General features: G+C 29.6%; 19 protein-coding genes. 13 read left to right on the top strand and 6 right to left on the bottom strand.

Translation table 11 applies throughout. The features are described 5' to 3' along the window. Positions 1 to 103 precede the first annotated feature (103 nt). From GQS57_RS12055 to GQS57_RS12040, 4 genes are all read left to right on the top strand, one after another. Positions 104 to 535: a DUF4293 domain-containing protein gene (locus tag GQS57_RS12055; RefSeq protein WP_165733099.1), complete on the top strand. Its 432-nt coding sequence runs from the start codon at positions 104 to 106 to the stop codon at positions 533 to 535. Between the two features lie 289 nt (positions 536 to 824). Next, positions 825 to 1,490 carry a response regulator transcription factor gene (locus tag GQS57_RS12050; protein WP_165733098.1) on the top strand — a complete coding sequence of 222 codons (666 nt, stop codon included), beginning with the start codon at positions 825 to 827 and terminating at the stop codon, positions 1,488 to 1,490. Positions 1,491 to 1,658: 168 nt separating this feature from the next. Next, entirely contained in the window at positions 1,659 to 2,354 is a 696-nt protein-coding gene (locus GQS57_RS12045) for a hypothetical protein (RefSeq protein ID WP_165733097.1), read from the top strand. Positions 2,355 to 2,387: 33 nt separating this feature from the next. Then, on the top strand, positions 2,388 to 4,178 hold the full coding sequence (locus GQS57_RS12040) for a tetratricopeptide repeat-containing sensor histidine kinase (RefSeq protein WP_165733096.1): 1,791 nt from the start codon (positions 2,388 to 2,390) through the stop codon (positions 4,176 to 4,178). Here GQS57_RS12040 and GQS57_RS12035 read toward each other — a convergent pair. After that, entirely contained in the window at positions 4,165 to 4,662 is a 498-nt protein-coding gene (locus GQS57_RS12035; RefSeq protein ID WP_165733095.1) for a metallophosphoesterase, read from the bottom strand. The genes GQS57_RS12040 and GQS57_RS12035 overlap by 14 nt on opposite strands. 264 nt (positions 4,663 to 4,926) lie before the next feature. On the opposite strand from GQS57_RS12035, the gene truA reads away from it, so the two are divergent. Genes truA through GQS57_RS12020 form a run of 3 tightly spaced genes read left to right on the top strand, consistent with a single transcriptional unit; the run spans position 4,927 to position 7,905 of the window. Further along, positions 4,927 to 5,652 (top strand): tRNA pseudouridine(38-40) synthase TruA, encoded by a 726-nt coding sequence (gene truA, locus GQS57_RS12030; RefSeq protein ID WP_165733094.1) that lies wholly within the window; start codon positions 4,927 to 4,929, stop codon positions 5,650 to 5,652. Positions 5,653 to 5,655: 3 nt separating this feature from the next. Beyond that, complete coding sequence (locus GQS57_RS12025; RefSeq protein WP_165733093.1) at positions 5,656 to 7,422, top strand: ABC transporter ATP-binding protein; 1,767 nt, start codon at positions 5,656 to 5,658, stop codon at positions 7,420 to 7,422. 54 nt (positions 7,423 to 7,476) lie between these two features. Then, a complete protein-coding gene (locus GQS57_RS12020) occupies positions 7,477 to 7,905 on the top strand; it encodes a hypothetical protein (protein ID WP_165733092.1) in 429 nt (142 codons plus the stop codon). 79 nt (positions 7,906 to 7,984) lie between these two features. Here the strand turns inward: GQS57_RS12020 and cdaA are convergent, their stop codons facing one another. The 4 genes from cdaA to GQS57_RS12000 form a co-directional block, all read right to left on the bottom strand. Then, the gene (gene cdaA / locus GQS57_RS12015) at positions 7,985 to 8,761 is read right to left on the bottom strand and encodes a diadenylate cyclase CdaA (RefSeq protein ID WP_165733091.1); all 777 of its coding nucleotides are present in this window, start codon (positions 8,759 to 8,761) and stop codon (positions 7,985 to 7,987) included. 52 nt (positions 8,762 to 8,813) lie between these two features. Beyond that, positions 8,814 to 9,419 carry a biopolymer transporter ExbD gene (locus tag GQS57_RS12010; protein ID WP_165733090.1) on the bottom strand — a complete coding sequence of 202 codons (606 nt, stop codon included), beginning with the start codon at positions 9,417 to 9,419 and terminating at the stop codon, positions 8,814 to 8,816. Between the two features lie 327 nt (positions 9,420 to 9,746). Beyond that, entirely contained in the window at positions 9,747 to 10,571 is an 825-nt protein-coding gene (gene folP, locus GQS57_RS12005) for a dihydropteroate synthase (protein WP_165733089.1), read from the bottom strand. Then, the gene (locus GQS57_RS12000; RefSeq protein WP_165733088.1) at positions 10,572 to 11,153 is read right to left on the bottom strand and encodes a TIGR00730 family Rossman fold protein; all 582 of its coding nucleotides are present in this window, start codon (positions 11,151 to 11,153) and stop codon (positions 10,572 to 10,574) included. 89 nt (positions 11,154 to 11,242) lie between these two features. Between GQS57_RS12000 and GQS57_RS11995 the strand changes: the two genes are divergently transcribed. From GQS57_RS11995 to GQS57_RS11985, 3 genes are read left to right on the top strand one after another with little or no spacing between them, the layout of a single operon-like run. After that, on the top strand, positions 11,243 to 11,779 hold the full coding sequence (locus GQS57_RS11995; protein WP_165733087.1) for a DUF1599 domain-containing protein: 537 nt from the start codon (positions 11,243 to 11,245) through the stop codon (positions 11,777 to 11,779). A 6-nt stretch (positions 11,780 to 11,785) separates the two neighbouring features. Further along, positions 11,786 to 12,421, top strand: coding sequence for a hypothetical protein (locus GQS57_RS11990; protein ID WP_165733086.1), 636 nt, complete (start codon positions 11,786 to 11,788; stop codon positions 12,419 to 12,421). After that, entirely contained in the window at positions 12,418 to 13,386 is a 969-nt protein-coding gene (locus GQS57_RS11985; protein ID WP_165733085.1) for a MauE/DoxX family redox-associated membrane protein, read from the top strand. The genes GQS57_RS11990 and GQS57_RS11985 overlap by 4 nt, the downstream gene beginning before the upstream one ends. A gap of 21 nt (positions 13,387 to 13,407) precedes the next feature. Here the strand turns inward: GQS57_RS11985 and GQS57_RS11980 are convergent, their stop codons facing one another. Continuing rightward, complete coding sequence (locus GQS57_RS11980; RefSeq protein ID WP_165733084.1) at positions 13,408 to 14,709, bottom strand: voltage-gated chloride channel family protein; 1,302 nt, start codon at positions 14,707 to 14,709, stop codon at positions 13,408 to 13,410. A gap of 300 nt (positions 14,710 to 15,009) precedes the next feature. On the opposite strand from GQS57_RS11980, the gene GQS57_RS11975 reads away from it, so the two are divergent. The 3 genes from GQS57_RS11975 (at position 15,010) to queA (ending at position 18,174) form a co-directional block, all read left to right on the top strand. After that, positions 15,010 to 15,711, top strand: coding sequence for a crotonase/enoyl-CoA hydratase family protein (locus GQS57_RS11975; protein ID WP_165733083.1), 702 nt, complete (start codon positions 15,010 to 15,012; stop codon positions 15,709 to 15,711). A gap of 111 nt (positions 15,712 to 15,822) precedes the next feature. After that, positions 15,823 to 17,052 (top strand): 3-phosphoshikimate 1-carboxyvinyltransferase, encoded by a 1,230-nt coding sequence (locus GQS57_RS11970; RefSeq protein ID WP_165733082.1) that lies wholly within the window; start codon positions 15,823 to 15,825, stop codon positions 17,050 to 17,052. Positions 17,053 to 17,124: 72 nt separating this feature from the next. Next, on the top strand, positions 17,125 to 18,174 hold the full coding sequence (queA, locus tag GQS57_RS11965) for a tRNA preQ1(34) S-adenosylmethionine ribosyltransferase-isomerase QueA (protein ID WP_165733081.1): 1,050 nt from the start codon (positions 17,125 to 17,127) through the stop codon (positions 18,172 to 18,174). Positions 18,175 to 18,383: the final 209 nt, after the last annotated feature.

Below are 18,383 nucleotides of genomic sequence, written 5' to 3'. Positions count from 1 at the left end.
ATTTAATAGGTGGTTACTGTATTACAAATATATGCAAAATTTTTAAGTTTTAGGTTTTCTTTTTAAAAAAGAAAGTTCTACTTTTGTATTTCTATTTTTTAATATGATTCAACGAATACAGAGTATCTATTTATTGTTAGCAGCCGCCGTTTCTGGAGGATTGGTATTTGTATTTGATATTTGGAGTACTATTAAAGAAGAAATTTTTGCTTTGGATTTATTTTTTAGAGATTCTATGCTTTTAAAAGTAATTCCTTTATTATATTTGCTTTCTGCAATCGTATCTTTTGGAACTATTTTTTTGTTTAAAAATAGGAAGTTACAATTTGTTGTAGGGCGTTTAGTAATTTTGATCAATCTTTTTTTATTAGGATTATTGATTTATGTATCTCTAACTTTACCTGGAGAAGTTTCGATTTCGGAGAAGGGTATTGGGATGTTCTTACCAATTTTAGTTATTTTGCTTATTGTTTTGGCAAATAAAGCTATTAAAAAGGATGAAGATCTTGTGAAATCTGTAGATAGATTGCGATAAACCTATCATATTAGTATATTTAGTGCGAAAAAAAACCGAGAATTTATTTCTCGGTTTTTTGTTTTCTAGATCTTTCTAGAGTTTAAATCTAATTTGAATATTTAATTTGTATTTTTATTAACTTAAATAATATAACCTTATGAGGGTTTAATGTGTTGTAAACTAGTTATATAAGATAGTGGTCTCACTGTTTTCAGTGAGAGGGTTCACTGAAAACAGTGAGATTGAAATTTCACCTAAAATGGGTATTGTAAGTTTATAAACTGTACTCTAAATTTGTAATATAATAATGAAAGAAAAGATATACGTTCACGTAGCAGATGATCACAAAATTTTAATTGAAGGCATCATCGCTGTAATAAATACTGATAAAGAGATTGAAATTAAAGGATATTCTTTAACAGGACAAGAAGTAATTGATTGGTTTGATCAAAAAGAAAACTCGGCAGATGTTTTAATATTAGATATTACAATGCCAGTTCTAGATGGTTTTGAGGTTTTAAAGCACTTTAGAAAAAGAAAAATAGACCAAAAAGTTATTATTTTATCTAGTTATGATGATCTTAAAATTGTTCAAGAAGTTTTATCTCTTGGTTCTAATGGGTATATCTCTAAAAACAATGCTGGAGAACATATTGTAAATGCTATAAAAGCAGTTGCAAAAGGCGAGCAATATTTTAGTGATGATATTCAGAAAATGTTATTACAATCTTTATCCGGTCAAATGGTTCCTAAAGGAGAAGTGCCAGACAAATACTTGTTAGAAAGTTTAACGGAAAGAGAATTAGATGTTTTAAAATTAATCACAAAAGAGTACAGTACTATTGAGATGGCAGATTTAATGCACCTTAGTAGGAACACCATTGAAACATATAGAAAAAGTTTATTAAAAAAATTAAAAGTAAAAAATGCAGTAGGCTTGGCAATGTATGCAGTTAAAAACAATATAGTATAGTTCTTATGCCCCTAAAATAAATAACTATTAGACTTTGATTTATTTATAAATCGATCCCCTAAAAAGTTTAATAGTTAATTCAAAGAATACTAATTGTTGCATGCATTCTAGCTTACTAAAAATATGAATAGTTAACCCTAATTAAATATAATATTAATTATCTCCCTTATGAAAAATTTTAACTTATTTGCAGCAGTAGTTTCGCTAACATTAGTTTTTACTTCTTGCTCATTCAATGAAACAGTGTTGCCAGAAGAACAATCTACAGATTTATTAAAAACACATACAATTAAAAGAGATGTTGATGGAACATATTCTTTAGATTATAGTTTAAATGCAAATGCAGCAACTGAAAATGTTGTAGATGAGTCTACGAATACAAATTATATTTATTTATATTCAGCAGAGAATAAACTTAGCAGTAAGGTTACTCAAGATTTTACCATTGATGGTAATCAGCTTAAAATAGGTTTTGTAGATACTAATTCTAGTAAGAAATCTCAAATTACTATTAAAGATGAAGATGCTAAATTTTTTAAAACTAAAAATGAAGATATGTTATCTGAGTATAGTATTTCTGGAAACGAAGATGGAACATATACTTTAAATTTTAGTGTAAATAATAAAGTGAAAGTAGATTTTGTTTTTAATGAAGAGTTAAATATTTATGAAGTTCATTTAGAAGAAGGAAAGTCTGATGAAACTACTTTCTCTAAAGTTTTTGATAAAATAGATGGTGAAGCGTTAAAAATAGATTTTGTAAATCATATTCGTGAAGATGATAATATTTCTGCCAAATCAAATGGTGAAGATGATGGGTATGTTTTTACAAAAGAAAGAAGACCTGAGGTAATAATAATATAATAAATATTGAAAACTTTAAATAAAATATTTTTAATGTTTTTTTTGGTAGTTGTATTTAAGACACTATCCAATAAAAAAGAAGCTGTATTACATACAGCTTCTTTTGATATACAATTAAATGATAGTCTTTTAAATAAAAGTTTTCGAAATGTTACTAAATTATATGAGGAGAAAAAATTTGATTTAGCATTAAAAGAAGCTTTTATCTTATTAGATAGCTCAAAAAAAAATAATCAAATTTTTTACAAAACAAACTATTTAATAGGTAATGTTTTTTACGAAACATTAAGCTTTAAAGTTGGAATTAAATATTTTAGAGTTAATGTAAATGATATTCTAAAAGACTCTATCTTGTTAGATGGTAATAACCATAATTTTAATAAAAAATTTTTAATTCAAAATTATTTTCGTTTAGGTAGTTCTTATCACAAACTTAAAGAAAGAGAGCATCTAAAAGATAAAGAGCAATTAAAAAAGTATAGAGATAGTACTTTGTATTTTTATGGAAAAGTTATTGATTTTAATGGTGTAAGTGATGATGTTTTAGGAGAGAAAGCGAAAGCATACAGTAATTTATCAGCTTTTTATATAAATGATTCCTTATATGATTTGGCGGAAAAGTATGCAAATCTATCCATAAGTATTCATAAGTCTAAAAATGATAAGATTAACCAAGCTGCGGGGTTAGGTAATTTAGCTAGTATCTATTTAATTCAAGAAGATTATAAGTTGGCTAAAAAGACTTATTTAGAAGGATTAGAATTAATAAAGAATGATAATAGTGCGAAAGCAATAAGATTTAAAGCAAGTTTATATGCAAACCTATCTTGGTCTATGTATAAATTAAAAGATTATAAAGCGTATGAATTTCAAGAAAGGTCCTACGGTATAAAAGATGGTTTAAGAGAAGCTGAATTTAGAGCAATCGTTAAAAAAATTAATGCAGAATATGATGTTGATGCTGTTAAAAAATTAGTTTTAAAAGAGGAAGAAAATAAACGTCTTAAAAATCAAAGAACGTTCTGGTCTTTTGGTATAGGAGGTTTAATTATAATTATTACGTTATTATTTGTATTGAATTATTATAAACTTCGACAGAAAAATTTACGTTTACAATTATCGCAAACACAGTTGGTACAGCTTCAAGATTTAGAAAAAATAAAATCAGATGCTCAAGTAAGAATTTTAAATGCTACTATAGATGGTAAAGAATCAGAGCGAAAACAAATAGCAGAAACTTTACACGACAGTGTAAGTGCTCTTTTATCATCTTCAAACCTTCATTTACAAGCAGCAAGAGGTTTGTTTAAAGGAGATATTCCTATAGAAATAGATAAGACTCAACACATTATTAAGGAGGCATCTCAAACTATAAGAGATTTATCTCATACCCTAGTTTCGTCTGTATTGTTAAAATTTGGTTTAAAATATGCCTTAAAAGATATGGCAGATAAATATTCTAATTCTCAAATTAAGATTGATACAAGAGTAGGGGAAATAAGGAGGTATGAACAAAATTTTGAAATAAAAGTATATAATATTATTCAAGAATTTATTAATAATATTTTAAAGCATAGTAAGGCAGAAAAGGCAATGATTAAGCTAGATGAAGCCGATGGCAAGTTGTATTTAAGAATTTCTGATGATGGTGTTGGGTTTGATAAAAAAAAGATAGTAAAAAAAGAAGGACTCGGGTTAAATCAAATTGATGCAAGAATACAAATGATGCAAGGAGAATTCCATATAGATACTTCGCCTAAGAATGGTACTGTTATTAAAGTTATTTTGCCAATTTTAGAAAAAGAACAAATTAACCACGTTTAGCTAATTCTATAATTTCTAGATCTTGTACGTTTCCTTTTTCTAAGGTAAAACGCAACATGGTTCTTACTTTGTGAAAACCATGATTTCCCGCTGCCCCAGGGTTTAAATGTAATAAATTTAGTTTCTTATCATATTGTACTTTTAAAATATGAGAATGCCCTGAGATAAAAATTTTTGGAGGATTTATTTTTATTTCTTCACGAATTCTCTGGTCATACCTATTAGGGTATCCTCCAATATGTGTAATCCAAACAGAAACATTTTCAACTTCAAATTTTGCGTCTAAAGGGAATTCAGATCTAGCATTAGATCCATCAATATTGCCAAAAACAGCTCGTAAAGGTTTCAGTTTTTTTATAGTGTCGGTAACTTCTAAATTTCCAATATCTCCGGCATGCCAAACTTCATCTGCTTGTTTTACAAACTTTAATATTTGGGCATCAATAAAGCTGTGGGTATCAGATAATAATAATATTTTCTTCATAAAAAGAAATAGTTAGAAAAGTTTAACGTCTCAATTAGCATCAAATAAATTTTAAAATGATTGATAATAAATTTGAATTATTTTTTCTTAATATGAAATAGAAAATATAATCATAGCCTTAGTTATGGTTCTATTTTATATTAAAATATTAAGGAGAAAGAAACGGATTTAATCGATTATTTTGATGTTTATTTGATATTAGCATCAAATGTAATCATAACAAAATAAATTGCGTAATTTTGACGACTACAAAAACAGACTTTCTTGAGGTATTTTATAGAACTTTCTTATAACGGAAAAAATTATCATGGTTGGCAAATTCAGCCAGATGTAATCTCTGTTCAAGAAAAATTAAACAAAGCGGTTAGTACTATATTTCAAGAAAAAATTGAAGTTGTAGGAGCAGGTAGAACAGATACCGGAGTACATGCTTCGCAAATGTTTGCTCATTTTGATATAGAAAAAACATTAAAAGGAGATATTCCGCACAAGTTAAACTCATTACTTCCTATGGATATTGTAGTCTATAATGTGTTTGCTGTTGATGATGAAAAACATGCGCGTTTTGGAGCAATTAGCAGAAGTTATGAATATAAAATATGGATGGGTAGAAATCCTTTTTTATTAGATTTTTCGTGGCAAATACATTCACAAGATTTAAATTTAGATTTAATGAATGACGCTGCAAAACTATTGTTAGAATATACAGATTTTCAAACTTTTTCTAAAGTAAAAACAGATGTATATACCTATAATTGTGATGTTACTGAAGCTGTTTGGAAACAGAACGGACAGGAATTGGTGTTTTATATAACAGCAAATCGTTTTTTAAGAAATATGGTGAGAGCCATTGTTGGTACTTTAGTTGATGTTGGACTGGAAAAAATATCAAAAGAAGATTTTAGAAAAATTATTGAGAGTAAAAATAGAAGCAATGCAGGGTTATCAGTTCCGGCAAAAGGATTGTTTTTAACAAATATAAAATACTAAGTTTTGGCAGGTAAAACAGGAAATGCATTTGATTTACAAATCTTTTTAAGACTCATGTCTTTTGCAAAACGCTATAAGTTAAATTTTTTTATAGCTGTTTTTTCTACAATTCTATTATCGCTTGTGGCGTTATTAAATCCTTATTTAATAAAAGAAACTGTAGATAAGTACATCACAGAAAAAGATGCACAAGGGCTTATCAATAATATCATCTTAATGTTTGTAATTGTGCTTGTAGAAGTGCTATTGCGTTTTACTTTTATTTATTTTGCAAATTGGGTTGGTCAGCATATAATCAGAGATATTAGAGCAAAAACTTTTAGACACATTTTACAGTTTAAAATGTCTTATTTCGATAAGAATTCTGTGGGTAAATTAGTTACAAGAGTCGTTTCTGATATAGAGACTATTGCAGCTTTTTTTAGTAGTGGTGTTTTTACCATAGTAAGTGATGTTTTACAAATGTTTGCTGTAGCTGCGTTAATGTTTTATTTTAATTGGAAACTAGCTTTAATAGCTCTAGCTGTTTTACCTATTTTAATTTATGCTACTAGTGTTTTTCAGAAAGCCATAAAAGCTACTTTTCAAGAGGTAAGAAACCAAGTAGCCAATTTAAACGGATTTGTGCAAGAGCGAGTTACTGGAATGAAGATTGTGCAGCTCTTTAATAGAGAGAAAATAGAGTATAAGAATTTTAATGACATTAATAATAAACATAAGGAAGCATACGTAAAAACCATTTGGTACTTTTCTATTTTCTTTCCAATTGCAGAAATTTTATCATCTATTGGTATTGGTTTAATTGTTTGGTTTGGAAGTAAACAAATTATTGGAGGTGCTGTGCCAGGTCCTGGTACGGTGATGGCTTTTGTGCAAATGGCACAAATGTTATTTAGACCTTTACGTCAAATTGCAGATAAATTTAACCAGTTACAAATGGGTATTGTTTCTGGAGAACGTGTTTTTAAGGTTTTAGATACTCACAGTAGTATTGTTAAAAACGGAACAATTACAGCTGGAAACTTGAAAGGAAATATCAATTTAAAAGATGTTAGATTCAGTTATATAGAAGGTGAAGAAGTTTTAAAAGGAATTTCTTTGGATGTGAAAAGTGGACAAACGGTAGCCATTGTTGGCGCAACAGGAGCTGGAAAATCTACCATTATCAACTTAATAAACCGTTTTTATGAAATAGATAGTGGTACTATTTGTGTTGATGATGTTTCTATAGATCAATATACTTTAGACAGTTTAAGAAACCAAGTTGCTATCGTTTTGCAGGATGTCTTCTTGTTTTCAGATTCAATTCTGAATAATATTACTTTAAAAGATGAAAATATCACTTTAGAAGAAGTGGAAAAAGCAGCAAAACAAATTGGAATTCATGATTTTATTATAACACTTCCGGGAGGTTATCAATACAATGTAAAAGAACGTGGCGCTATGCTATCTTCTGGTCAGCGACAATTAATAGCTTTTTTACGCGCTTATGTAAGTAAACCAAGTATTTTAATTTTAGACGAAGCGACTTCTTCTGTTGATTCTCATGCAGAGCAAATGATTCAATATGCAACAGAAACCATTACAAAAGGTAGAACTTCAATTGTAATTGCACATCGATTAGCAACCATAAAACAAGCGGATAAAATTATTGTTATGGATAATGGGTTAATTGTGGAAGAAGGAACTCATAATGAGTTGTTAGATAGAGAGAAAGGTTATTATAAAAACCTATACGACAAGCAATTTAGCATACAGAAAGCTTCTTAAAATCATTTTTTTTGATATACATTTGTAATACTAATAATACAAATCAAAAAAAAAATGAAAAAAATCGTAGTATCAATTTTCGTAATTGGAGCATTAATATTTTCTTCTTGTAAATCTGAAAAGAAAGATGTAAAAGAAGTAATTGTAGAAACCGAAACGGTTGTTAATGAAGAGTTAGAGTTAGTTGATGAAGAAGAAATTGAAGAAGAAGTTAGTAAAGAGTTAACTTCTGCAGTAGAAGGAGTTACAATTCCTAGTTTTTCTAATGAGGCTGTAACACAGAATCTATTAGGTTATGCTCAATATGCTAAAAATTATATAGAAGCTAAGGGTGATTTTGTTAAAATTACAGGTATGGCATCTAAAGGAGCTTCTTTATTAAAAGAAGGAAAAAAATTAACTTCTACATTAGACAAAAGTGAAGTAGAAAAATACAAAAGTGTATTAGCCGCTATTCAATCAAAAATGGCATCAGCTAACTAGAAAATACTTATTATAAATAGAAAAAGGTTCTCAATTTTGAGAACCTTTTTTTTATGTGTTTTTTTAATGTTTAATAAGTTTACATTAAATCTTTTTTTAGTTTTTCATCCAGTTCGTTAAAATCAGAATACAACTCAAATCCACCATCTTTTATATAAGAAATTTCCCCAGTTTCTTCTGATACTAATAAACAAACGGCATCTGTTTTTTCCGAAACACCAATTGCAGCTCTATGTCTTAATCCAAATCTAGAAGGAATTTTGGTACTGTCGGAAACAGGTAAAATTACTCTTGTTGCCACAATATAATTGTCTCTAATAATTAAAGCCCCATCATGTAAAGGACTATTTTTATAGAATACACTTTCTAAAATAGCCACATTTACCAAAGCATTCATACTGTCTCCAGTGTTTATTAAAAAATCTAAAGCATTGGTACGTTCAATAACAATTAGAGCACCCGTTTTAGTTTTAGCCATGTTTTTACATGCATCTAAAATTGTCTCTGTATCAATCTCAGTACCTATTTCTGTATGTAAAAATTTAAGCTGTTTTAAAAAACTTCGTTTATTGGTAAAGTTTGTTGTACCAATCATTAATAAGAATTTTCGTATTTCTTGCTGAAAAACAATGATAAGAGCAATAACTCCACCAGAAAGTAGATATCCCAAAATACCACTCAGCATTTCCATTTTAAGAGCTTGTGTTATTTTCCAAATTAAGAAAATAAACGCAATTCCAATTACAATATTAATAGCAACTGTGCCTTTTAATAGCTTGTAAATGTAATAGAGTAGTGTGGCAACTAATACAATGTCTAAAGCATCTAATAAAGAAAATTCAATAAAATCGAACATGAAAATTGACTGATTTTAGGCTAAATTACTAATAAATTTGCTGACAGCAATATCAATTATCAAATTCTATGTCTGATACTAATAAAGGGTATTTTTCTCGGATTAATTTTATTTTCTCTTGAATGTTTTTATCACTATTATTAGAATTTTTATAGGCATTTAACAAACTCGCATAATTCTGATTGTATAATTTTACAGACAGTTTGTTTCGTAAATGTGTATAGGCTGAATTTAAAATGTCTAAGGAAGAGATATAGGTTTTATAAGTAGTTAACCGATCTGTTTTTATAGTGATTATTGCTTTTGTGGGATGGTCTGAAGAGGATGGGTTTTTGCTTCCATTGCACCAATTACAATTATTTTTGTTGATGTCTAATCCACCACCATTGTCTATAAAATTGACAGCAATCTGTTTCAGTTCTTTTAATTCAATCGTTTTTCCATCTACAAATAGTTCATTGTTTTTGTTGATGTTTACCTCAAGGATATTTCTTTCATTGATGTCAATATCTGTGGGGTTTTCTTGTTTTTGTGGAATTTTTTTGGAAATTCCGGCATCAACACTCATTGTTGTGGTTACCAAAAAAAAGATTAATAATAAAAATGCAATGTCTGCCATGGAACCGGCATTAATTTCTGGAGTTTCTTTTCTACTCATAATTCCTAGTTTTTAAAGTTAATAAATGGATTTTCAATCCGAATTATTTCGAATTGATTTATTAAAGTTTGACTAGGTAGTTATTTGACGTTAACATTTATTTAACAAAAAGAATGCCAAGTATTTTAGTATTGTCTTTGCAAGTAGGTAAACGAAGCAACCTGTTTGTTAAATGATGAGATTTTTCAATTACTGAAAAAGCTCATTTAGAAATGACAAGCTTATTTTATTTAAGTTATCTGTTAGCAAACAAGTCTAGCCTCGATTGAAGCGGCATCCTTTTTGCTTTTTCAGCAAAAAGATATAGTGGAAAGCGAGAAATAGCTTCTAAAAAGAAAGCTGATTTACAATTTTAACAGCTTCTACAGCTTCTTTTACATCGTGTACACGTAAAATGTTTGCACCATTTAAAAGGGCAATAGTGTTTGCAGAAGTGGTAGCGTTTAAGGCTTCTTGCGCAGAAATATCCAACGTTTTATACAACATAGATTTACGCGAAATTCCGGCTAAAATGGGTGCCTCTAAACTTTTAAAAAGTGCTAAATTCTTTAAGATTTCAAAATTATGAGTGTTAGTTTTACCAAATCCGAACCCAACATCTATAATAATGTCGTTTAATTTAAGTTGATGTAATTTATAAATTTGTTCGGCAAAAAAAGAAATAATTTCTTTGGTTACGTCTGTATAAATAGGATTTTTCTGCATGTTTTGTGGCGTACCTAACATGTGCATTAAAATATACGGAACTTGTAAGTTGGCAACGGTTGCAAACATATTAGCATCCATTTTTCCGCCAGAAATATCGTTTACAATTGCTGCACCTGCATTTATAGTTTCTTGAGCAATTTTACTTCTAAAAGTATCTACAGAAATAATAATTTCCGGAAAATTTTTGACCAATAAATTAATTACCGGAACAATTCGTTGTAATTCTTCTTCTTCGGAAATATGTTTTGCACCAGGTCTAGAAGAGTAGGCACCAACATCTATAAAAGTTGCGCCGTCTAAAAGCATTTTTTCTACTTGAGAAAGAATGTCGGTTTCGTTTTTATATTTACCGCCGTCAAAGAAAGAATCTGGGGTAATATTTAAAATCCCCATTACTTGTGGAGAAGCTAAATCTACTAAAGTACCTTTGCAATTTATGGTCATTTAACTAACTACTTTATTAATTACATGACTCATTTTTGGAGTTTCGTAAGCTTCCATTTTTTGCATTAAACCTTCTACAGAAGTACCTATGATTAACATATCTCTATTGGTTTGTTTTAAAAAACCTTCTTCAATCATTTTATCTAGTTGCAGTATAACAGCATCAAAAAAACCATTAATATTTAAAAGTCCTACTGGTTTTTGTTCAATAAAAAGCTGACCTAAAGTAAGTGCTTCAAACAATTCATCTAAGGTACCAAAACCTCCAGGAAGTGTGATATAACCATCTACTAATTGGCTCATTATTACTTTACGTTCGCTCATTGTTTTGCAAACAATCATTTCTTCTACTCCAGAATGTATAACTTCTTCTTTTTCTAATAATTGAGGAATTACGCCAATAACTTCACCATTTTTAGAAAGAATAGTATCAGCAATTGCGCCCATCATACCAATTTTTCCACCTCCATATACCAAACCAATTTTGTGGGTTACAAAATGATTTCCTAATGCTACAGCAGCTTCTTTATAAATAGGGTTAAAACCTAGGCTTGAGCCACAAAAGACAACAATTTTTTTCAACTTAGTGAGTTTTAAAATTCTTTGACAAAAATAAATGAAATGCCTATAGGATTTAGTATTTTTGAACAAATACTTTTTAACAAGATAGAATGCAAGATACATCTAAACAATATGATGCTGTAATTGAAGAATGCAGAAGTTTATTTATAAAAAAAATGAGTGATTATGGTTCTGCATGGCGAATTTTACGTTTACCATCTTTAACCGATCAAATATTTATTAAGGCGCAAAGAATTCGTCAATTACAAGAAAACGACGTAAGAAAAGTTGATGAAGGAGAGAAATCTGAGTTTATTGGAATCATCAATTATTCTATAATGGCGTTAATTCAGTTAGAAAATGGAGTCGTTGCAAACCCTGATTTGAATACTGAAGAAGCAACTGTTTTGTATGACAAACATGCTAAAATTACCAAAGAATTAATGATGAATAAAAATCATGATTATGGTGAAGCTTGGAGAGATATGCGTGTTTCTAGCTTAACAGATTTGATTTTACAGAAATTATTACGCGTGAAACAAATTGAAGATAATAAAGGGAAAACATTGGTTTCTGAGGGGATCGATGCCAACTACCAAGACATGATTAATTATGCAATTTTTGCAATGATTCATTTAGCAGAGTAAATTTATATGAAAAAGGTAGTTTTTTTACTTGCCATTTTATTTTATACAAATTGTTCTAGCCAAGAATCGTCTACTTATAGAGAAATGAAAGCTGATAAATCTATGTCAGAATTTTTTATTGATGAAGAGTTAGAGGATTTATCAATGATTGTGAATTTTTTTGAAAGCGAAATCTGTTTAGATAAAAGTAGACCTAAAGTTGATTGTTATTATGAATATAATAAGAATACGATAACAAGTGCAGTTTATGGGAATAAAGAATTGGAGCTTCCAATAGACTATAAATTACAGCAAAAATTGTACTCAAAAATAGATAGCCTATTTTTTAAAGAAATTTGGATTGACAAGACTTATTTTGATGGTTTTGATTTAGATACAGAAGTTACAGAAAAATCTTATGATTTGAATTTGTTTGGAAAATATATCTTGTTTTTAAAGAGTTTAAAAAAGGAAGATGTTTTATTTAGAGATTTTTATGATCTGTTTTATATGTCAAATGAAATTTCTTTTGGAGTGCAATCAACCGTATTTTATCAATTTGAAAAAAAAGAATTTAAAGGAATAAAAAGAAGATTATTTTTCGCAATTTATTATTTAACGGTAAATGATAAAAAGCACAATTATAAAAGTAGAAAACCATGATACAGAAAATATTAGTACAATTAGCAAGAATTATAGTAGGAGCCTTATTTATATTTTCGGGCTTTGTAAAATTGGTAGATCCAATAGGTTCTCAATACAAATTTGAAGAATACTTTTCTGAAAGTGTTTTAAATATGGAGTTTTTAATTCCGTATGCATTACCTTTTTCAATTGTTTTAATTGTAGCAGAAATATTGTTGGGAGTGATGGTTTTAATCGGATATAAATCTAAATTAACTGTTTGGAGTTTATTCTTATTAACACTTGTTTTCTTGTTTTTAACTTGGTATTCTGCTTATTATGATAAAGTTACAGATTGTGGTTGTTTTGGAGATGCTGTGAAATTATCTACTTGGGGCACCTTCTATAAAAACGTTATTTTAATTGCGTTAGTGCTTATTTTAGTAGTAGGCGTAAAATATGTGAAACCTATTTTTGGAGGTAAAATTCCGAAAGTAATTACGTTTTTATCATTGGCAGCTTTCCTTTTTATTGTGCAACATGTATTAACGCACTTGCCAATTATAGATTTTAGAGCCTATGCAATTGGTAAGAATATTCCGGAAGGAATGGTATATCCTAAAGATGGCAGTATACCGCCAGTGCATGATTTTATGTTAGAGGATGAACAAGCAGATTTAGCACCAGAATTATTAAAGAAGGAAAAAGTAATGTTGGTAATTATTTATAATTTAGACAAAGCTGATGAAAACGGTTTTCCAGCAATTAAAGATATTGCTACAAAAGCGAAAGCAAAAGGATATACAGTTTATGGAGTTTCGGCTTCTTTTTCTGATGATTTAATTTTAGCAAAGGAAAAGTATGACTTGCCTTTCGATTTTTTATTCTGTGATGAAACAACCCTTAAAACGATTATTAGAGGAAATCCAGGTGTTGTTATTTTAGATAAAGGAACTGTTGTAGAAAAGAAAAATTGGGTAGATGTTGATGAAATAGAATTATAGAATAACTAAATATTCTAAGGATTAACTCTTACTGTGTTGCTTGTCAATTTCAGTAAGTGTTAATCCTTTTTCAATTTTAGAAAATAAGTGTTTTGGGCTTCCAATAACTTGAGCAGTATAAATACCCGTATGACCAGAAAATAAATAAGAAGTTATACAAGCCAAGGCAATAAAAACACCAGATTCAATACCAAATAATTCAATACCCATAATAGTACAAGCAATTGGAGTATTTGTGGCACCTGCAAAAACCGCAACAAATCCCATTCCTGCTAATAAACCCATGGGCAAAGGAATAAACCACACTAAAGCGTTTCCTAAAGTTGCACCAATATAAAATAAAGGTGTTACTTCTCCTCCTTTAAATCCTGCTCCCAAAGTAAAAGAAGTGAATAAGATTTTTAAGATAAAATCATAAGAATTTAAATCGATATTAAAAGCATTTACAATAGTTGGTACACCAAGTCCTATGTATTTTGTAGTTCCCATAAGGTATACAATTACAGCTATTACAATACCACCAATTACCGGACGAAATGGTGCATATTTAACTTGTTTCTTAAAGAGTACACCCCAAAAGTGTGTAGATTTAGAAAACAACATACTTGCCAATCCAAAAATAATTCCTGCTAATAAAGCCCATAAAATACTCGCTGGCGTTAATGCTGTAATCGTAGAAATAGTATAATGTGTGTGATGAGAAATTTGCCAAACATCGCAAAAATAGGTTGCAAAAACAGCCGCTAGAAAACTCGGAATGATAGCGTCAAATTTTATTCTACCGATTACCATTACTTCAAGAGCAAAAATTGCACCTGCTAAAGGCGTGCCAAAAACAGAGGCAAAACCTGCACTAATACCAGCAATCAATATAATTTTTCTATCTAGATTATTTAATTTAAAAATTTTTGTAAACTGATCTGCAATAGCGCCACCAACTTGTACAGCAGTTCCTTCACGACCAGCAGAACCACCAAATAAATGAGTAAGAATAGTTCCAATAAAGACCAAAGGAGCCATTTTAAAAGGAATTACTTTTTTAGGGTTGTGGAACTCTTCTAATAATAAATTGTTCCCTTTTACAACACTTTCTCCATAATAATGATACGATAAACCAATTACAAAACCCGCCATAGGTAACAGCCAAATAATCCATTGGTTTGCTTCTCTATAATTTGTAGCCCATTCTAAAGTCCATAGAAAAACAGCAGAAGTACTACCTGTTAATGCGCCAATAAGTAAGCAAATAAAAGTCCATTTTAATAGAAAAACGAAAGAGAAACTTTGTTGAAATTGAAGAAAAAACTTTTTAATTTTATCCATGTGTTTTTAAACCTCTGTATATAAAAGGAGTTTTAAATTCTTTCCTTTTGGGCAAAAATAAACAAATAATAACTAATAAATCTTCAATTATAGATTGTTGTCAAGTAGGTTGCGTTAGGGGTTGAAGTGGAAATCCTTTTTTAGAGGTACGAATAAAAAGATTGTAGCCTTTCGACTTCGCTCAAGATAAACTCCAAACCCGACCTTTTGGTAACGCCCAAATAAAATGAATGATGAAGGATGAATTGTTGATGTTGTAATTTTAGATTATATTGTAACTTCTTTTAAAATATAAAAATAATGAACGAATTTGTTACTTATCAATCAGAAGAAAATTACGCTTTAATTACTATTAACAACGGAAAAGCAAATGCGATTTCTCATGAAGTAATAGAAGGTTTGAATGCTGGCTTAGACAAAGCAGCAACCGAAAATAAAGTATTTGTTCTTACTGGTCAAAACGGTGTTTTCTCTGGAGGATTCGATTTAAAAGTGATGACAAAATCACCAGAAGCGGCGAAAGAACTGGTAACAAAAGGTTCTAAATTATCTTTGAGAATGTTGTCTTTTCCACAACCAATAATTATCGCTTGTTCTGGTCACGCTATTGCTAAAGGTGCATTTTTATTGCTTTCTGCAGATTATAGAATTGGAGTAGAAGGCGATTTTAAAATAGGATTAAATGAAGTAATGATTGGTATGACGATGCACAATGCTGGTATTGCAATTGCAAAATCTAGATTGTCTGAGGTGTATGTAAATAGAAGTGTAAATAATTCTGAAATTTACAACCCAAAAGATGCTGTAAAAGCTGGTTTTTTAGACTTAATTGTTCCTGTAGACCATTTGTTGCCAGCAACAATAAAAGTTGCAGGCATGTTTTCTAAATTGAATAAAAAAGCACATGCAGCAACAAAGTTAAAAGTTAGAAAACAACATTTGCAAGATTTAGAAAATGCAATTGAATTGGATTTAAATAGCGATATCTCTATCAATTCTTAATAAAAGTATAGAATTTTTACATTTATTTAAAGCAAAGAAACTTTGGTAAAAGCCTTTTGAGTAGTAACTTTGGCATTTTGTTAATAAAATCAATTTATAGAACTTACAGAGATGGATATATTATTAAATGTTGTAGATAATAAAAAGATTAATGAGAAAATAACAATCTCTGGTTCTAAAAGTGAATCGAATAGATTGTTGATTCTTCAAAATTTATTTCCAGAACTTTCTATAGAAAATTTATCAGATTCAGACGATTCTGTACACATGCAACATGCTCTTTCTACAAAAGATGAAGTTGTAAATATTGGTCATGCTGGTACAGCAATGCGTTTTTTAACATCTTATTTTGCTGTAAAAGAAGGTAGAGAAGTGGTGCTTACAGGTTCTGAGAGAATGCAAAACAGACCAATTGAAATATTGGTAAATGCTTTAAAAGATTTAGGAGCAACAATTACTTATGAAGATAAAGTTGGGTATCCGCCAATTAGAATCAAAGGTTCTAAAATTACAACAGATAAAGTCCAAATTAATGGAAATGTAAGTAGTCAATATATTTCTTCTATGTTGCTAATTGCATCAAAATTAGAAAACGGATTAGAAATAGAGTTACTAGGTAAAATTACTTCAGTTCCTTATATAAACATGACGTTAAGTTTGTTAAATCAATTAGGAATTGAAACTAATTTTGAAGGAAACTTCATTAAAGTTTTGCCTAAGAAATCGGTGAAAAAACAAACCGTTGTGGTAGAATCAGACTGGTCTTCTGCAAGTTATTTTTATTCAATTGCTGCTTTGGCAGAAATAGGATCAGAAATTTCTTTATCAGCTTATAAAAAAGAAAGCTTACAAGGAGATTCTTGTTTGGTAGAAATCTATCAACACTTTGGAGTAGAAACTATTTTTGGTGAGAATTTTATCACCTTAAAAAAAGTAAAAGAAACAAAGAAAGCAACTTTAGAAATCGACTTAAAAAATGCACCAGATATTGCACAAACAATTGTTGTAACTTGTTTTGCAGAAAATATTGCGTGTAATTTAACCGGTTTACATACCTTAAAAATTAAAGAAACAGATAGGTTAGTCGCTTTAAATGACGAGTTAACCAATTTAGGAGCTACAATTTCTGTAACCGATAAAAGTTTACATTTAGAAATTTCTTCGACAATAAATTCTAATATTTCTATAAAAACGTATAACGATCATAGAATGGCAATGGCATTTGCACCTTTGGCGCTAAGAGTTCCTATTAAAATTTTAAATGCTGAAGTGGTTACAAAATCGTATCAAAAGTTTTGGGATGACATGCAACAAATTGGCATTAAAATAGATAAAGTGTAAATAATTAGGCAAACACTTGACAACGCCTATCCCGATATCGTATCTTTGCGCTCGTTATAAGCAAATATATATATGAAATTATCGCATTTTGAATTTGATTTACCAGAAGAATTGTTAGCAACGTATCCTGCTGAACATAGAGATGAGTCTCGTTTAATGGTATTAAACAGGAAAGAACAAACCATAGAACATAAGGTTTTTAAAGATGTAATAGATTACTTTGATGAAGGTGATGTTATGATGTTGAATAATACCAAAGTTTTTCCTGCAAGAATGTATGGTAATAAAGAAAAAACAGGTGCTAGGATAGAGGTTTTCTTATTAAGAGAACTAAATTCTGAAAATAGATTGTGGGATGTTTTAGTAGATCCAGCAAGAAAAATTAGAATTGGAAACAAATTATTTTTTGGAGACGATGATAGTTTAGTAGCTGAGGTAATAGACAACACAACATCAAGAGGAAGAACTTTACGTTTCTTGTTTGATGGTTCTTACGAAGAATTTAGAGCAAAATTATTAGAATTAGGTCAAACACCATTACCTAAAGCTATTGGTAGAGATGTAGAACCTTTAGATGATGAGCGTTACCAAACTATTTATGCAAAGCATGAAGGAGCAGTTGCAGCACCAACAGCTGGTTTACACTTCTCTAAACATTTAATGAAACGTTTAGAAATTAAAGGAGTTGAGTTTGCAGAAACTACATTACACGTTGGTTTAGGTACATTTAGCCCAGTAGAAGTAGAAGATTTATCAAAGCACAAAATGGATTCTGAGCAAATTGATATTTCAGATGCTACTGCAGATAAAATTAATAAAGCTAAAAAAGAAAAAAGAAGAGTTTGTGCTGTTGGTACTACGGTAATGAGAGCTATAGAATCTTCAGTTTCTTCTAAAGGTGAGTTAAACGGATATACAGGTTGGACAAATAAATTTATTTTCCCTCCGCACGATTTTAGCATTGCAACCGCAATGATTACTAATTTTCATACACCAAAATCTACCTTACTAATGCAAGCAGCTGCTTTTGGAGGTTACGATTTTGTAATGGATGCATATAAAGAAGCTATAAAAGAAGGATATAAATTCTCTACGTACGGAGATGCTATGTTAATCATATAATTCTGTTAAGAATTTAAAAACAAAAACTGACAGTTATTTTAATTGTCAGTTTTTCTGTTTTTGGGCGTTCCCTAAAAAGGTCGCGCTTTTCGTTATATCTTTTTTGTTAAAAAAAACAAAAAAGGATGCCACTTCAATCGCTAACGCAGCCAATTAGCAAACTATAGTAATAAGCTAAAATTATATGCGTATTTTTGCAACTCTATTTT

This window comes from Polaribacter sp. 20A6 (genome assembly GCF_011378915.1).
GTDB classification, from domain to species: Bacteria; Bacteroidota; Bacteroidia; order Flavobacteriales; family Flavobacteriaceae; genus Polaribacter; species Polaribacter sejongensis.
This window is presented reverse-complemented; position numbering and strand designations above follow the sequence as displayed.

What these genes read in the sequence shown, in the direction of transcription:
- GQS57_RS12055 (WP_165733099.1), top strand. Translation starts at nt 104, where the DNA reads ATGATTCAACGAATACAGAGTATCTATTTATTGTTAGCAGCCGCCGTT.
- GQS57_RS12050 (WP_165733098.1), top strand. Translation starts at nt 825, where the DNA reads ATGAAAGAAAAGATATACGTTCACGTAGCAGATGATCACAAAATTTTA.
- GQS57_RS12045 (WP_165733097.1), top strand. Translation starts at nt 1,659, where the DNA reads ATGAAAAATTTTAACTTATTTGCAGCAGTAGTTTCGCTAACATTAGTT.
- GQS57_RS12040 (WP_165733096.1), top strand. Translation starts at nt 2,388, where the DNA reads ATGTTTTTTTTGGTAGTTGTATTTAAGACACTATCCAATAAAAAAGAA.
- GQS57_RS12035 (WP_165733095.1), bottom strand. Translation starts at nt 4,662, where the DNA reads ATGAAGAAAATATTATTATTATCTGATACCCACAGCTTTATTGATGCC.
- GQS57_RS12020 (WP_165733092.1), top strand. Translation starts at nt 7,477, where the DNA reads ATGAAAAAAATCGTAGTATCAATTTTCGTAATTGGAGCATTAATATTT.
- cdaA (WP_165733091.1), bottom strand. Translation starts at nt 8,761, where the DNA reads ATGTTCGATTTTATTGAATTTTCTTTATTAGATGCTTTAGACATTGTA.
- GQS57_RS12010 (WP_165733090.1), bottom strand. Translation starts at nt 9,419, where the DNA reads ATGAGTAGAAAAGAAACTCCAGAAATTAATGCCGGTTCCATGGCAGAC.
- folP (WP_165733089.1), bottom strand. Translation starts at nt 10,571, where the DNA reads ATGACCATAAATTGCAAAGGTACTTTAGTAGATTTAGCTTCTCCACAA.
- GQS57_RS11995 (WP_165733087.1), top strand. Translation starts at nt 11,243, where the DNA reads ATGCAAGATACATCTAAACAATATGATGCTGTAATTGAAGAATGCAGA.
- GQS57_RS11990 (WP_165733086.1), top strand. Translation starts at nt 11,786, where the DNA reads ATGAAAAAGGTAGTTTTTTTACTTGCCATTTTATTTTATACAAATTGT.
- GQS57_RS11985 (WP_165733085.1), top strand. Translation starts at nt 12,418, where the DNA reads ATGATACAGAAAATATTAGTACAATTAGCAAGAATTATAGTAGGAGCC.
- GQS57_RS11980 (WP_165733084.1), bottom strand. Translation starts at nt 14,709, where the DNA reads ATGGATAAAATTAAAAAGTTTTTTCTTCAATTTCAACAAAGTTTCTCT.
- GQS57_RS11975 (WP_165733083.1), top strand. Translation starts at nt 15,010, where the DNA reads ATGAACGAATTTGTTACTTATCAATCAGAAGAAAATTACGCTTTAATT.
- GQS57_RS11970 (WP_165733082.1), top strand. Translation starts at nt 15,823, where the DNA reads ATGGATATATTATTAAATGTTGTAGATAATAAAAAGATTAATGAGAAA.
- queA (WP_165733081.1), top strand. Translation starts at nt 17,125, where the DNA reads ATGAAATTATCGCATTTTGAATTTGATTTACCAGAAGAATTGTTAGCA.